The 14,597-nt window shown below is 53.0% G+C and carries 17 protein-coding genes; all 17 read right to left on the reverse strand.

The window, feature by feature from the left end; translation table 11 throughout:
- Positions 1-137: 137 nt before the first annotated feature.
- Positions 138-1,586 carry a proline--tRNA ligase gene (proS, locus tag ACY1JZ_RS18420; protein ID WP_270171796.1) on the reverse strand — a complete coding sequence of 483 codons (1,449 nt, stop codon included), beginning with the start codon at positions 1,584-1,586 and terminating at the stop codon, positions 138-140.
- A 125-nt stretch (positions 1,587-1,711) separates the two neighbouring features.
- Complete coding sequence (gene rseP, locus ACY1JZ_RS18425; RefSeq protein WP_462630417.1) at positions 1,712-2,992, reverse strand: RIP metalloprotease RseP; 1,281 nt, start codon at positions 2,990-2,992, stop codon at positions 1,712-1,714.
- A 97-nt stretch (positions 2,993-3,089) separates the two neighbouring features.
- Positions 3,090-4,229 carry a 1-deoxy-D-xylulose-5-phosphate reductoisomerase gene (locus ACY1JZ_RS18430; RefSeq protein WP_270171800.1) on the reverse strand — a complete coding sequence of 380 codons (1,140 nt, stop codon included), beginning with the start codon at positions 4,227-4,229 and terminating at the stop codon, positions 3,090-3,092.
- A 20-nt stretch (positions 4,230-4,249) separates the two neighbouring features.
- Positions 4,250-5,041: a phosphatidate cytidylyltransferase gene (locus ACY1JZ_RS18435; RefSeq protein WP_270171802.1), complete on the reverse strand. Its 792-nt coding sequence runs from the start codon at positions 5,039-5,041 to the stop codon at positions 4,250-4,252.
- 20 nt (positions 5,042-5,061) lie between these two features.
- Positions 5,062-5,826, reverse strand: a complete 765-nt coding sequence (uppS, locus tag ACY1JZ_RS18440; protein WP_270171804.1) for an undecaprenyl pyrophosphate synthase — start codon at positions 5,824-5,826, stop codon at positions 5,062-5,064.
- A 129-nt stretch (positions 5,827-5,955) separates the two neighbouring features.
- A complete protein-coding gene (gene frr, locus ACY1JZ_RS18445) occupies positions 5,956-6,510 on the reverse strand; it encodes a ribosome recycling factor (RefSeq protein WP_270171806.1) in 555 nt (184 codons plus the stop codon).
- Complete coding sequence (gene pyrH, locus ACY1JZ_RS18450) at positions 6,510-7,238, reverse strand: UMP kinase (RefSeq protein ID WP_270171808.1); 729 nt, start codon at positions 7,236-7,238, stop codon at positions 6,510-6,512. Before pyrH ends, frr begins: the two co-directional genes overlap by 1 nt.
- Before the next feature lie 151 nt (positions 7,239-7,389).
- Positions 7,390-8,040, reverse strand: coding sequence for a translation elongation factor Ts (gene tsf, locus ACY1JZ_RS18455; protein ID WP_270171810.1), 651 nt, complete (start codon positions 8,038-8,040; stop codon positions 7,390-7,392).
- 215 nt (positions 8,041-8,255) lie between these two features.
- Positions 8,256-8,954, reverse strand: coding sequence for a 30S ribosomal protein S2 (gene rpsB, locus ACY1JZ_RS18460; RefSeq protein ID WP_270171812.1), 699 nt, complete (start codon positions 8,952-8,954; stop codon positions 8,256-8,258).
- A gap of 219 nt (positions 8,955-9,173) precedes the next feature.
- Entirely contained in the window at positions 9,174-9,722 is a 549-nt protein-coding gene (locus tag ACY1JZ_RS18465; protein ID WP_462630419.1) for a hypothetical protein, read from the reverse strand.
- Positions 9,715-10,281: a DUF6115 domain-containing protein gene (locus ACY1JZ_RS18470; protein WP_462630421.1), complete on the reverse strand. Its 567-nt coding sequence runs from the start codon at positions 10,279-10,281 to the stop codon at positions 9,715-9,717. The genes ACY1JZ_RS18465 and ACY1JZ_RS18470 overlap by 8 nt, the downstream gene beginning before the upstream one ends.
- 67 nt (positions 10,282-10,348) lie before the next feature.
- Positions 10,349-11,755 carry a flagellar assembly protein A gene (locus ACY1JZ_RS18475; RefSeq protein WP_462630422.1) on the reverse strand — a complete coding sequence of 469 codons (1,407 nt, stop codon included), beginning with the start codon at positions 11,753-11,755 and terminating at the stop codon, positions 10,349-10,351.
- Between the two features lie 22 nt (positions 11,756-11,777).
- Positions 11,778-12,563, reverse strand: a complete 786-nt coding sequence (locus tag ACY1JZ_RS18480; protein ID WP_270171820.1) for a FliA/WhiG family RNA polymerase sigma factor — start codon at positions 12,561-12,563, stop codon at positions 11,778-11,780.
- Between the two features lie 22 nt (positions 12,564-12,585).
- A complete protein-coding gene (locus ACY1JZ_RS18485) occupies positions 12,586-12,924 on the reverse strand; it encodes a hypothetical protein (protein WP_462630423.1) in 339 nt (112 codons plus the stop codon).
- An 86-nt stretch (positions 12,925-13,010) separates the two neighbouring features.
- Complete coding sequence (locus tag ACY1JZ_RS18490; protein ID WP_270171824.1) at positions 13,011-13,505, reverse strand: chemotaxis protein CheD; 495 nt, start codon at positions 13,503-13,505, stop codon at positions 13,011-13,013.
- Complete coding sequence (locus ACY1JZ_RS18495) at positions 13,502-14,089, reverse strand: chemotaxis protein CheC (protein WP_442954916.1); 588 nt, start codon at positions 14,087-14,089, stop codon at positions 13,502-13,504. Before ACY1JZ_RS18495 ends, ACY1JZ_RS18490 begins: the two co-directional genes overlap by 4 nt.
- Positions 14,090-14,125: 36 nt before the next feature.
- On the reverse strand, positions 14,126-14,587 hold the full coding sequence (locus ACY1JZ_RS18500; protein WP_270171828.1) for a chemotaxis protein CheW: 462 nt from the start codon (positions 14,585-14,587) through the stop codon (positions 14,126-14,128).
- Between the last annotated feature and the right edge of the window lie 10 nt (positions 14,588-14,597).

Consider the following 14,597-nt stretch of genomic DNA (forward strand, 5'->3'; position numbering starts at 1 on the left):
GAACAGATCTGGCCGAATTTTCGTTCCAGGCAAGGCGCTTTTTCGCAGGCGTACCGGGGGTGCGCCTGCGAAAAAGCAACGCAGCATGGGGCGAAAAGGCGGGGAGAGATGCCCTTGAACGGGTTTTCAGACACGACCTAGTACGCTCTTGCAAACACGACCGTATGCGCAGCCTTCTCGCCGCACACCAGACAGCTCTCCTTGGACGAGGCAGGCGAGAACGGAATATTGCGGCTGGTCGCGCCTGTCTCTTCCTTCACCTGCTGCTCGCATGCGGCAGAGCCGCACCAGCCCGCCTCAACGAAGCCACGCTTCTCCTCAAGCAGCGCCTTCATCTCATCAAGCGTATCGACAGATTTGAAGTTATCCTCACGGAACTGCTTCGCCTTCTCGTACATCGCCTGCTGTGTATCCTCAAGCATCTGCTGCACTTCCTCCACCAGATTGGCCTGCTGCACAACACGCTTCTCTCCGCTGATGCGGGAGACGAGCACAACCTGACCATTCTCCATATCGCGTGGCCCAAGCTCTAGACGAACCGGCACGCCGCGCATCTCATACTCATTGAACTTCCAGCCTGGGCTCACATCGGAGCGGTCGTCCACACGAACGCGGATGCCTGCCTGCTTCAGCTCGGCATACAGCTCATCGACGCGGCCCACAACCTGCTCGCGCGTCTTCGCTGGCCCGATCGGAATCATAATGACCTGTGTAGGCGCAACCTTAGGCGGCAACGCCAGACCACGGTCATCCCCATGTACCATAATAAGCGCTCCGATCAGGCGGGTGCTGACTCCCCAGGAGGTGGTATGCGCGAATTGAAGTGTATTTTCACGGTCAAGATATTTAATATCAAATGCTACAGCAAAGTTGGTACCCAAATAATGTGAGGTGCCTGCTTGAACAGCACGGCCGTCCTTCATCATCGCCTCGATCGAATACGTGTCCACCGCACCCGCGAACTTCTCCGAAGGGGTCTTCTGGCCGACGATCACCGGAATGGCCAGGAAGCTCTCGACGAAATCACGGTAGATCTCCAGCATCTGCATCGTCTCCTGACGAGCCTCCTCCTCCGTCTCATGCGCCGTATGACCCTCCTGCCACAGAAACTCGCTTGTCCGCAAAAACGGCAGCGTCCGCTTCTCCCAGCGAACGACGTTCGCCCACTGGTTGATCAGCAGCGGCAGATCACGATAGGATTGAATCCATTTGGCATACATATGACCGATCATCGTCTCCGAGGTCGGGCGAATAGCCAGACGCTCCTCGAGCACCTCGCCCGCAGCTTCGGTAACCCACGGCAGCTCTGGATTGAAGCCCTCGACATGCTCTTTTTCCTTTTGGAAGAAGCTCTCGGGAATGAACAGCGGGAAGTAAGCGTTGCGGTGACCGGTTGCCTTGAAGCGCGCATCCAGCTCGCGCTGAATATTTTCCCACAGCTCATAGCCCTCCGGGCGGAATACGATGCAGCCGCGCACAGGCGAATAGTCCATCAGCTCAGCCTTCTTGATCGTATCAATATACCATCTGGAGAAATCCTCGCTCTGCGGCGTGATTTCGGTGACGAATTGTTTATCCTTTGACATAGGGGCCTCCCATTATAACTAGCGTAAACGGAGCCAAGGCGCCCGCAGGCGCCAGGGTGAATCCGTCTCGCAACAAAGTTGTTCGGACGGCTAGCATACGCCAAGCCGCTTCAAGCAGAATGCTGCTAGCCCTTCACCAGCCGCATCACATCATTATACGTCACTGCCAGCATCAGCAGCATCAGCATCGCGAAGCCGATAAAATGAACCATGCTTTCCCGGTTAGGATCAATCGGACGCCCGCGAACCGCCTCCAGACCGAGGAAGATCAGGCGACTGCCGTCCAGCGCAGGGATCGGAAGCAGATTGAATATCCCGAGATAAAGACTGAGCAGCGCTGTCCACGAGGTCAATTGCTCGATGCCTCTGCTGGCGATCTGACTCGTAATCTCCGCCGTTCGTACCGGCCCGCCCAGATCATCCAGCTTAAACTGCCCGGTAATGAGCATTTTGAAGCTGTCGAATATGAGAACCGTCATATTTTTCATCGCTTTAGCCGCATACGTAATTGTCTCGCCAACACCAGGCGTTCGCGTAGGTACGTCAAATTTGGGGCTGATGCCTACCTTGCCTGCTTTGGCCTCGGGATCAAGCGCTGGCGTAATAGTCAGCTCTACGGTCTTGCCATCGCGGAGAACCGTCCAGGTCATCTCCTTATCGGCCGATTCTCCGATCATGGCGATCATCTTCTCGTAGTCGCCGCCAATCTGCACCCCGTTGATCGTCTTGATCTCATCCCCCACCTGCAGGTTAGCCTGCGCTGCGGGACGCCCCTCCAAAATCTCGCCGATAAAGACCTTATCGGGATTGCCGGTAGCTATACCTGTCATCTGAATGTAGACAGCAAATAGCACGAATGCGAGCACAAAATTCATCAACGGGCCAGCGAAAATCGCAAGCGCGCGCTGTGCGACCGTCTTGCTGCCGAATTGGCGGTTATGCGGAGCGATCTGGGTTTCTCTGCCCTTGGATACCATCAACGCCTGGGGATGAATGGACAGCCTCTCCGGCTCGCCATCCACCTGCAGCACGACCGTCAAGGCATGCTCCAGATCAATCGATTCGACCTCGCCGCGGATTACATTGCTGCGCTCATCCAGACGATCCAGATAGATGCGCGTTACCTTGTCATCAAGGACTCTTACGGCAATGGTCTGGCCAGGCTGCACCTCGACAATCTCAGGGTCTTCGCCAGCCATGCGGACAAAGCCCCCGGCAGGAATCAAGCGGAGGGTGTAGCGCGTCTCCCCCTTTTTGACTGAGAACAGCTTAGGTCCAAAGCCAATGGCAAATTCTCTGACCAGGATGCCTGCCCGCTTGGCAAAATAGAAGTGTCCCCATTCATGAATGGACACAATGACAAAAAAGACAAGCACCGTCAGTACGATATTTTGAACCATTTCCACGTTCGTCCTGCCTCCCTGTTTATCACGGCATGTACCTAGATTATCATTATTCTCCACCTGGATTCAAGAGAACCGTAGGAAAGAACAGGGTCATGCTCTACAAGCTGGACGCCTCCCGGCGAGCCCAGGCATCCATCTCCTCGATTGCCCGGACATCGTCAAGCGCGACAACCTCATGCCGCTCCAATATCTGCTCCAATATGCGCTCAATATCGAGGAAGCCGATTTCTCTGTTCAGGAAGCGGGATACTGCCACCTCATTGGCGGCATTGAATACGGTCGGCGCCGAGCCGCCGGCACGACCGCAAGCATACGCCATCGCTACACATGGATAGCGCTGCATGTCGAGTGCCTTGAAGTTGAGGCTGCCGAGCTTGGCCAGGTCAAGCGGGCTTGCCGGATTCGGATCACGCCGCGGATAGGTGAGCGCGTACTGTATCGGCACACGCATATCAGGCTGTCCCATCTGGGCGATGATACTGCTGTCTACAAACTCGACAAAGGAATGGATAATGCTCTCGGGATGGATAAGTACCTCAATCTGATCATAGCTTGTGCCAAATAGCCAGTGAGCCTCGATAATTTCCAGCCCTTTATTGACCATCGTGGCAGAATCAATCGTAATCTTGGCCCCCATCGACCAATTCGGATGCTTGAGCGCCTGCTCGACTGTCACATCCGCCAATTGATCACGCGACCGGTCGCGGAATGAGCCGCCTGAGGCGGTGATCACAAGCTTGCGCAATGCCTCACGCGGTTCGCCATTCAAGCATTGGAAGATAGCCGAATGCTCGCTGTCTACCGGCAGGATGGCCACCTGCTTCCTGGCAGCCAGCTCCATGATGATATGGCCTGCTGTTACCAGCGTTTCCTTGTTGGCAAGTCCGATGGTAATGCCAGCCTCAATCGCTGCAATCGTCGGGCGCAGGCCGCAGCTTCCCAGCAGCGCTGTCACGACGATGTCCGCGCCAGTTGCTGCCGCCGCTTCGATGATGCCCTCCTCGCCATGCACAACCTGGATGTCTGCGGGAACGAGCAGGCGAGCGCGCTCAGCGGCTGCTTTGTCTGCGAGCGCCACCAGCTTCGGGCGATAACGACGTGCTTGCTCTGCAAGCAGCTCCACATTGGAGCCCGCAGTAAGAGCCACGACTTCATATTGACCCGGATGGGCGGACACGACATCAAGCGTTTGCGTGCCAATCGAACCGGTGGAGCCTAATATGCTAATTTTTTTCATGTTCAGATTGCCTCCTTGGTCTAGGACAACAGGCCGCTGAAGACAAGAATTGGATAGACGATCAACCAACTGTCACAGCGGTCAAGCACGCCTCCATGTCCAGGCAAAATCGAGCCCGTATCTTTAATTCCTCTGACCCGCTTATATGCGGATTGAATCAGGTCCCCCATCTGCCCTGCGCATGCACTTACTGCACCAATGGCCAGCGCTTGTCCGATGCTGACGAGGTCCGGCGCAAACAGCGCGAACAACAGGCCCACAGCCAGCGATAGCATAACACCGCCAAGCGCGCCCTCTACTGTCTTATTCGGTGAGATGGCCGGCCACAGCTTATTACGCCCGAGGGCCTTGCCGAAGAAGTACGCTCCAATATCGGAAGACCAGATGCAGGCAAACGCAAGGAATGTGGCCAACAGGCCGTTCCCTTCCATTAATCGAACATCCAGCATCGCCGAAAAGCCAAAGCCGATATACACGACGCCCAGCAGCAGGTTCGCCGCATGATCAATCGTCGTCCTGTTCTTCGTCAACACCGTAATCGTCAGCAGAAGCAGCATCACCAACCAGAGCAGCTCACTTGTCTGCAAGGTTACAAACACGTTGATTTGCCATGGCCATACGATCGCTGCCACGCTCAGGAACCCGACTAATGCAGCCGGGTGACTCCACCTCAGACCATTCATTCGCACAAATTCCCAATAGCCGACAAGCGCAAGCGCAAGCAGCAATACTATGTATGCCGAGCCGCCTGCGATTAGCAAGGCAAGGAAACCGGCTCCAGCGATGACACCTGTTATTATTCGTTGTTTCACATTAGGCACACTCCGCTTCTCTACAGCCCACCGTACCTGCGGGCGCGACGCTGATATTCACGAATGGCTTCATAGAAATGCTCATCCATAAACTCCGGCCAATAAACATCCGTAAACCACAGTTCACTGTAAGCCAACTGCCACAGCATGAAGTTGCTAATACGCAGCTCGCCGCTCGTTCGAATCAGCAGATCGGGGTCAGGAATATCGCTTGATAGCAAATGACCGTCCAGATCGCGCTCCGATATAGCCGCGCATTCCAGACGACCTGCCTTCACTTCCTCCGCTATGGCGCGCACAGCATCTACCATTTCTTTGCGACTGCCATAATTCAAGGCAAAATTGAGCACCAGCCCCGTATTGCCGCGGGTCTTCTCAATCGCTTCCTCCACAGCCCGCAATGTATGACTCGGCAGATCCTCCCGATAGCCCATCATGCGTACTTGAACATTATTTTTGATCAGGTCATCCAACTCAATGGACAGAAACTCCTGGGGCAGCTTCATCAGGAAATCTACCTCTGCCTTGGGCCGCTTCCAGTTTTCCGTTGAAAAAGCGTAAAGGGTTAAATATTTTACGCCAAGTCGATCAGCCGCCATCGTAATACGCTTGACCGCCTTCATGCCGGAATGATGTCCCGCCATGCGGGGCAAGCCGCGGCTCTTCGCCCACCGCCCGTTCCCATCCATAATAATGGCAACATGCTGCGGAATATTATCATTCTGCAGTTGTTCCTCTCGGATGGATAACGGTTTTTTAAACCAATTTTTCAACCGCTTTAACATTCTATTTCCTCCCACCCGGGACTTCACAAGCATAACGTATGCCCATTGTCCTGTATCAGGGAACGATACCGTCCATAAGGTTTAAGTATACAACAAACCCCACCTGGTTTGGAGGGGCTGGTTACTATTTTAAACTTCCATGATCTCTTTTTCTTTGCTGACCAACACTTTATCAACCTCAGCGATGAAGCGATCTGTCAGCTTTTGAATATCCTCCTGGTGGCGACGGGACTCGTCCTCAGAGATGTCCGTCTTCTCCAGCTTCTTGATCTCATCGTTCGCATCGCGGCGAATGTTGCGAATCGCTACCTTCGACTCCTCGCCATATTTCTTCGTTGATTTTACCAGCTCCGCACGACGCTCCTCGGTCAGCGCTGGGATGCCCAGCCGAATGATGCTGCCGTCATTAGATGGTGTCAGCCCCAGATCGGACTTCATAATCGCCTTCTCAATCGCTGCTAGCGAGCTTTTGTCCCATGGCTGAATAATGAGTGTTCTGGAATCTGGCGTAGTAATGTTGGCCAGTTGGTTGACTGGCGTCATCGCACCATAATATTCAACCTGAACACGGTCAAGAAGTGACGGTGTTGCGCGTCCAGCGCGCAAGGTAGCCAGGTCGCGCTTGAGAGACCCTATGGCCTTCTCCATTCTTTCCTCTGCATTCTTCTTGATGGATTGTGGCATTAGCTCACACTTCCTTTCACAATCGTCCCGATTTTTTCACCTAGCACAACCCGCTTAATGTTGCCGCTCTCGGTAATCGAGAACACTACAAGCGGAATATTATTGTCCATGCACAGTGACGAAGCGGTGGAGTCCATCACGCCCAGATTCCGGTTAAGCACCTCCAGATAGGTGAGCTGCTCGAATTTCTCGGCGGTAGCATCCTTGAACGGATCAGCAGAATATACACCGTCCACCTTGTTTTTCGCCATCAGTATAACCTCTGCTTCAATCTCAGCCGCACGCAGCGCTGCTGTCGTGTCTGTGGAGAAGAACGGGTTGCCTGTACCGGCCGCAAAAATAACGACGCGTCCTTTTTCAAGATGGCGGATCGCACGGCGGCGAATGTAGGGCTCAGCGATCTGCTGCATGGCAATCGAGGTTTGTACCCGAGTAGGCACTTCGATCTGCTCCAGCGCATCTTGCAGAGCCAATGAATTCATTACTGTCGCCAGCATGCCCATGTAATCTGCGGTTGCACGGTCAATGCCCTTGGCCGAACCGGCGATTCCCCGCCAGATGTTGCCTCCACCAACGACGATCGCCACTTCAACATTAAGCTCCACCACTTCCTTGACCTGCTCGGCAATGGATGAGATCATCTCCGCATCGATTCCGTAGCCATTCTGACCAGAGAGAGACTCTCCGCTCACCTTTAATACAATACGTTTGTATACAGGTTGTTCCACTTCTCTAACCTCCACCCTCTTACCTCGCTAGAGGTTGACTTTAATCATCCATGTCCTATACCGCTCGCCGCGGCAAGTCTACTGCCTATTACCTCGGTTCAATAAAGCGGGCGAGGCGGCCGAGCCGCCCCGCCCCCTCCCCGCGTTCGGATTAAAGCTTAGCTTGAGACATAACCTCTTCAACGAAGTTATCTTGTTTTTTCTCCAGTCCCTCTCCCAGCTCAAAGCGGACAAAGCGACGGATCGAAATATTTTCACCGATTTTGCTGATCTTCTCGTTCAGAAGCTCAGATACGGTTTTGTCAGGGTCTTTAATGAAGCTTTGCTCCATCAGACAGAACTCTTCATAGTATTTGCCAAGACGGCCTTCTACCATTTTCTCAACGATGTGAGCAGGCTTGCCCTCGTTCAGCGCTTGAGCTGTCAGAATTTCGCGCTCTTTGTCCAGCTCGGAGCCGTCAACTTCCTCACGGCGAACATATTTCGGATTAGCAGCAGCGATCTGCATCGCAATATCTTTAACGAAATCACGGAATTGATCCGTTTTCGCAACGAAGTCTGTCTCACAGTTGACTTCAACCAGTACACCAATACGTCCGCCAGCGTGAATGTAGGATTCAACTACGCCCTCTGTAGCTGCGCGTCCAGCTTTGTTTGCTGCTGCAGCAAGACCTTTCTCCCGCAGCAGGTCGATAGCTTTTTGCATATCGCCATTTGCCTCATCCAAAGCCTTTTTGCAATCCAACATTCCAGCGCCTGTCTTTTCACGCAGTTCTTTTACTGCACTCGCACTTACCGCCATTGTTAACCCTCCTGAATATTATAATATGTAGGCTATAGCACTTCCGCGCCACAGCTCACGAATTCAATTTGCTCTTAGCTTCTAAAAAAAGGGCGGTGAGAGGTTATTCACCTTCTGACCACCCTTTCCTGTGTACGCGGCGCACGCTCCGTTAGAGAGAGCATCACGCCGGTTCCATATTCATCGCTTGAAGGCTATATGATCAACCGCAGCAATTAAGCCGTTGTTTGCTCGCCTTGGTTTGCTTCTACGATTGCGTCTGCCATCTTCGCAGTCAGCAGCTTCACCGCACGGATCGCATCGTCATTACCTGGAATGACGTAGTCGATTTCGTCTGGGTCGCAGTTCGTATCCACGATACCTACGATTGGGATACCAAGTTTACGCGCTTCTGCAACAGCGATACGCTCTTTGCGAGGATCGATGATGAACAGTGCGCTAGGCAGCCCTTTCATGCCTTTAATTCCGCCCAGGAATTTCTCCAGACGGTCTTTTTCTTTGCGCAGAATGATAACTTCTTTCTTAGGCAGCACTTCAAATGTGCCGTCCTCTTCCCATTTCTCAAGCTGGCGCAGACGGTCGATCCGTTTTTGGATCGTCTGGAAGTTGGTCAATGTGCCACCCAACCAGCGTTGGTTAATGTAGAAGTTGCCGCAGCGCTCAGCTTCTTCTTTAACAGAATCCTGAGCTTGCTTCTTCGTACCGACGAACAGTACGGTTCCGCCTTCTTCTGCGATCGAGCGAACAAAGTTGTAGGCTTCCTCAACTTTTTTCACTGTTTTTTGCAGATCAATAATGTAAATTCCGTTTCTTTCTGTGAAGATATAACGATCCATCTTAGGGTTCCAACGACGAGTCTGATGACCAAAGTGAACCCCAGCTTCAAGTAGCTGTTTCATGGAAATTACCGCCATATCAACAACACCTCCTGTGCATTGGTTTTTTTAGGATGACCTCCGCTGACCGCATCTTCTGCCAAAACTCGCCACCAGGGCAAGCACCCTTGACAAAATTAATCAGCGTGTGTTTTTAACACCGTCAATTACTATACCATATTTGAACAACCTTATGCAACTAAACCTTCAACAAATCTATGAATGCATAGCATCCTCGCTCTTCATAAGCTATGATAGCTACTGCTTCGGCTTGGACCGCTGCGGATCAGCCAGCAATATCTTCTGAATCTGCTGCGCATCCGGGGCGCCGGAAAAATAATATTTGCCGTTGCGAATCCGATTGCGGTCAAGCTGTGTCTCCTTGAGAAAGACGGACGCATCCTCAATCAAGGCCGCGTCCTGCAGCAGCTCGGCGATCGCACTCATATTCATGCCCCTCTTTACGTTAATCGCGCGCACAGCAGGCGCCTCGGCCTGCTCCTGCCTCGCTTGCTCAAGCTGCTCCGCTAGCGCTGTCTTCACTTTCTCGTCCTGCTCCTTGAGCAGCCGTTCCTTCTCCTGCTTCAGCGCCTCCAGCTCTGCCTGAGTCTCCTGCAGCAGCTTGGCTTGCTCTTCATGCTCTGCCTGAGCCGCCCCATCGTTCAAGGTGTCGCTGCTCGTAATTTGAGCTTCGATCTGCTCTGTGCGCTCCTGCTGCACATCCGCAACGAGCATGAGCTGCAGCATCAACACACCGGCGATTAAGCCAACGCCGAGTCCCAATACAAATGAACGGTCTTTAAGCACGGTGACGCTCCTCCTGTGCAGAAAGCTGGACGATCAGTTGAACCTCGCCCTTGTTCAGCCCCAGCTTCTTGGCGATGTACTCCATGGACTTGCCCTGATGATGCATAGCGAGCAGATCGGCATAACGATCGCTGATCCGGTCTGAGACGGGGATCTCCTCCTCGGCCGGCAATGGCGAGGCAGCGCCTGTGTCGGCGTGCACCTGCTGGCGGCTTCCCAGCTCGCTCAGCTTGGCAGCCACCTCGGCCTGGTGAAGCTTGATCTGCTCCCCAAGCTGCTGCTCCAGCTCCACGTAGCGGCGTTGTAATTCTTCGGAGCGTTTCTCCAGCGCGGCGATCCGCTGCTCGCTGGACGAAAGCGCCTCCTTTTGCTCGCGCTGCGCGGCCCCTACGATGTTCGCCAGCTCTTTATTTTCCTCTTCTATTGACTGCATGAACTGCTCCAGCGCAAGCTCCATGTCGCCGACCGGCGCCGATGGTCTTGATCGCTTCGGCATGGCGAATGAAAGTACAATAACAAATGCGCCAAGCAGAACAAGATAATGCCATGGTTGATCCACACTTTTCACCCGCAGTTCTTATGATGTCGCATAGGATTGCCGAACAATCATTCCGCTTCCCTATGTGCTACAACAGAGGCGACATCGTCACGTCCCCGTCCGCATAATGGAATTTGATGCGTTCTGCCCGTTCCTTCACGAAGCGTGTATAGCGCCCGATTACAATCTTCGTGCCTCCAAAGATCGCCTGCTTCACTTCCACACATGCTGTGGTTGTATCCTCAAGCGACTTCTCAATCTCCAGCAGCTCCTGCTTGAGTGCTCGCTCCTGCTCCTGTCCCTGCTTCTTGGTAATATTCAGCTTGGCCCGCATCTCCAGTCGTTCTGCCGACAATTGTCCGGCCGCTGCGAGCTGATCGAGCAACACCAGCGCCTTCTCGGTCTTGTCCAGGTTGGTGACTAACTCGCGTACCTCCGCGCGCAGCCGGTTCAACTGGGAGCGCATCTCCGGCTTAACGCCAACGGAAATCTCTGTCGCGGTGGAGGTCGAGTTGCCGATGATGCGTGCGGTCAGCCTCTCACCTGCCTGAATATGTCCCCCGACGATAAGCCCCTTGTTGCCAACACAGAGCACATTGCGCCCTGCCATCACGTGGGAATGCAGTATACTCTGAGATACAATAACATCCTCGCCCGCTGTAATATTGCCTTCCTGAACGAACGAGCATTTTACATTTTGTCCTGCGCGGATGTGCCCCTTGCCGGCACCCATGACTCCTCCGGTAATCTCGATCGAACCGTCGCTATCAATCTCCGCGCCCTCGACGCCGCCGATAATGCGAATATCCCCTGAGGCGTGCACTCGGAAGCCACTCAGCACATTGCCACGGATGACAACCGTACCGACGAAATCGATATTTCCAATTTTATAATCCACATCCCCATTCACTTCATAAACTGGAAAAACGTTGATCTTATCTCGCTCTGTCTTCGTCAAGATGCCGTCAATCGCTGCGTACAGCGACATGCCGTCGGGTCCGATCACCACGTTTTTCCCGATTTTGAAGCGCGCCTCCTTGCCATCCTTGGCGGGGATGGTTTCCCCGTTCACCTTGATACCAGCTTGGGCGGGCTCCGGCGAAATCTTGCGGGCAATCAGTTGACCGCGCTTGACATTGCGAAGTGTCGTCACCTCTCGAAAGTCGACCTTGCCGTTATCCAGCTTAGCCGGCCCCGCAAAGTCGTCATCCATGTTATAGATATATTCCACCTTGCCGTTCACGCCGTCCACCGCCGGCGTGCCCTCTGCAATAATGACCGGTTGGGCGCAATATGAGGCCGGCGACGCGGCAATGACTCGAAGCAGCTCTATGTTGATGCCGTGAACGATGTTGTTGGTATGTAGCCACTTCTCCAGTTCCTTATAATCCAATATACTATCCGGATCGACCTGTTTAAAATACAGGGAAGCAGACAACAAGTCTTCTGAAACCAATACTTCGGCATTCCCATCTAACGGCATTTCAACTGGCATACTACCTATCCCTCCTGTTAGCTTATTTTTCCATAAGCTGATCCCTATGCTTCGACAGCGTCCCCCGCAGCCGCAATATGGCTTTGGAGTGTAGTTGCGAGATGCGCGAGGGCGACAAGGACATCACCTCGGCAATTTCGCTTAACGACAGCTCTTCATAGTAGAATAAGGAAACCACGATGCGCTCTTTCTCTGTAAGACGTTCAATTCCTTTGATCAGCGCACTCTTAATATAGAATTCATGAATTTTGTAATCTGGATTTTTGGCTTTCTCATCCACCAGCAGCGTCAGGCGTGTCTCCGACTCTTCCTCGCGAATCGGGTCCTCCAGCGAGCAGACCGTTGTCACGGCAATCTCCTGCAGCATGTGCAAAAATTCCTTCTCTGTAATATTGAGATATGCACTCATCTCTGCATCCGTCACCGAACGCAAATATTGCTGCTCCAAATGCTGATACGCTTCCTCAATTCGTTTGGCTTTCTCCCTTATGGAACGGGGAACCCAATCGCCCTGTCTAAGCCCATCGATAATAGAGCCGCGAATACGCCAGGATGCATACGTCTCAAATTGCAGCCCCCGCTGGTAATCAAACTTCTCAATCGCATCAATTAAACCCATCACGCCATTGCTGGCCAGATCATCTCTTGAGACATTTTTGGGAAGTCCAATGGCCATCCGGTTCGTCACATAATCCACAAGCGGCAGATAATGCTCGATTAACAATTTCTTCGCCTCGATGTCTCCGTGCTCTTTCCATCCCTGCCACATCTCAAAATTGGATAAATGAGGCGTCTTCGGCTCGATCATCGTCTCACCCTCCTAATGCCTGCTACGAATCTTTCAGATGACGCACCACCTCAGCCAGTTCCTCCGGGGATTTGTCCTTCACAGACACCATTCGAGGCGGCGATAAAGGTTGAAAGGAGGTGCCATCTCTGCCCTGCTCCGGTTGACCTGCCCCTTCCCCGAGCTGCTGCTGCAGCAGCCGATGGACATCTTGCTCGTCATCAGGCGTCGCCAGATCAAGCGCTGCGCCCTTGATGTCGTCTTCCGGCTCCACATCCGCCGATTCCCGAACGGCGAGCTGATGCAGTACAAACCTCAGCCCAAAAGCTAATACGAAGCAGGCACCCAGTGCGTACAGGCTTCTAATGAATGTTATGCTCAAGCCGTTGCTTCCGATTGATAATACAAATGTCAACAGACAGCCAATTATAGCGATTGCCACATTCCAACGCATCGTTCCGAGCACCGCTACAACTCCTTTGCACCATGCTGGACACTCCGAATATGAAGAATACCGGTCATGCTGTCAATTTCAATCGTTCTCCCATAATTCCCACCCGTGTCCTCCCCGATGATGGGGATGGGGTAGATCGATAAAATCTGTTTGCAGGATTCCACATTTCGCGGACCGATGCGCAGGGTATCGGATTTGCCAAGCTGGGAGAACATTTGCGCTCCCCCCGCTAGCTTGGCAACCATCCGATTCGCCGTCGCTCCCGCGGCCAGCATGCGCCTGATCAGCTCGGGAAGAGCCGTGTCCGCGTATTTGGCAATATTATAAGAGGAATCTCTGGCAATGTCCGAGGACGGCAGCATCACATGTGCCATACCGGCAATTTTCGTCTTGGAATCATACAAAGTCACACCAACACATGAACCCAGCCCTGTCGTTCGCAATATTTCTCCCTCGGAACCAAAGTTCAAATCAGCCATGCCAACCTTAATTAACTGTTCCTGTTTCATTCGGTAGGCACTCCCAGAGATCGAAAAATTTTCTCGAACGACTCCGGGTCAGGGATGAGGAAGAAGTGACCTTGCATCAGCTCCTTCCCTTCCATGAAGCTCGTATCGATCAACAATGCATCGTCGCCCATCTGACCGAATTGCAGAAGGCCATAGCTTAGGATCGCTCCTGCCATATCTACTGCAATGGCGGGTACAGTCGGCGCCATGGAAAGCCCTGTAAAATCAGCGAGTGAGGAGAGATAGGAGCCTGCCAGGATATTGCCAATCTCGCACAATGTCGATAACTCCATATCGGAATACTCCAGACTGCTTGATGATTCCAGGGAAAGAAGCTGCTGCAGCAGCCGTCTGGCGGAGGCCGCTTCAATAATAAAGAACATATTGCCTGGGGCATCCCCTTCTACCCGCAAGAAGACAGCGACGACAACCTGCTCCGAACCGCCGACACGCTCAGCAATTTCTTCGAAGGGCAGGATGGTGACGGTAGGAACAGACATATCGACCGGCTTGTCGATCAGCCTGGAGAGAGCGGTGGCCGCATTGCCCGCTCCAATGTTCCCCACTTCCTTCAACACATCCATCTTCAGCCCTGCCAGATGCTTAAAGAGACTCACCGCTTACTCCTCTAACCCTTCAATCTGAATGATTTCGCTGCGATTCAATACTTCGGCCAGATTAAGCATAATGAGCAGACGCTCTTCTCCGAGCTTAGCCACTCCACGCAAATATTTCGCTTTGATGCCACCGACAACCTCAGGCGGAGAATCGATCGAATCGGTATTGATGTCGATGACATCATTGGCCGAATCGACGATAAAGCCTACCTCCAGCTCATTGACAGCAACGATGATAATTCTGGAATTTTCCGTAGGTTCCGTCTCCGGCAGACCGAATCGTCCACGCAAGTCAATAACAGGAACTACCACTCCACGCAAGTTAATGACCCCTTTGATGAAAGCAGGCGTCTTGGGCACGCGCGTAATCGGGCACATTCTCTCAATCGTGCGAACCTTGTCGACTTCAACCCCGTATTCTTCGTTCCCCAGTGCAAAGACAATGACTTTTAAGTCTTCTCCCATGAGTACCCCT

It is taken from the genome of Paenibacillus sp. J5, from assembly GCF_054955055.1.

Excerpts from the sequence above, each read along its gene's own strand:
- ACY1JZ_RS18475 (WP_462630422.1), bottom strand. The coding sequence starts at position 11,755 with ATGCCAGTTGAAATGCCGTTAGATGGGAATGCCGAAGTATTGGTTTCA.
- frr (WP_270171806.1), bottom strand. The coding sequence starts at position 6,510 with ATGCCACAATCCATCAAGAAGAATGCAGAGGAAAGAATGGAGAAGGCC.
- ACY1JZ_RS18430 (WP_270171800.1), bottom strand. The coding sequence starts at position 4,229 with ATGAAAAAAATTAGCATATTAGGCTCCACCGGTTCGATTGGCACGCAA.
- ACY1JZ_RS18495 (WP_442954916.1), bottom strand. The coding sequence starts at position 14,089 with ATGGATGTGTTGAAGGAAGTGGGGAACATTGGAGCGGGCAATGCGGCC.
- ACY1JZ_RS18490 (WP_270171824.1), bottom strand. The coding sequence starts at position 13,505 with ATGAAACAGGAACAGTTAATTAAGGTTGGCATGGCTGATTTGAACTTT.
- proS (WP_270171796.1), bottom strand. The coding sequence starts at position 1,586 with ATGTCAAAGGATAAACAATTCGTCACCGAAATCACGCCGCAGAGCGAG.
- uppS (WP_270171804.1), bottom strand. The coding sequence starts at position 5,826 with ATGTTAAAGCGGTTGAAAAATTGGTTTAAAAAACCGTTATCCATCCGA.
- rpsB (WP_270171812.1), bottom strand. The coding sequence starts at position 8,954 with ATGGCGGTAATTTCCATGAAACAGCTACTTGAAGCTGGGGTTCACTTT.
- tsf (WP_270171810.1), bottom strand. The coding sequence starts at position 8,040 with ATGGCGGTAAGTGCGAGTGCAGTAAAAGAACTGCGTGAAAAGACAGGC.
- ACY1JZ_RS18480 (WP_270171820.1), bottom strand. The coding sequence starts at position 12,563 with ATGATCGAGCCGAAGACGCCTCATTTATCCAATTTTGAGATGTGGCAG.
- ACY1JZ_RS18500 (WP_270171828.1), bottom strand. The coding sequence starts at position 14,587 with ATGGGAGAAGACTTAAAAGTCATTGTCTTTGCACTGGGGAACGAAGAA.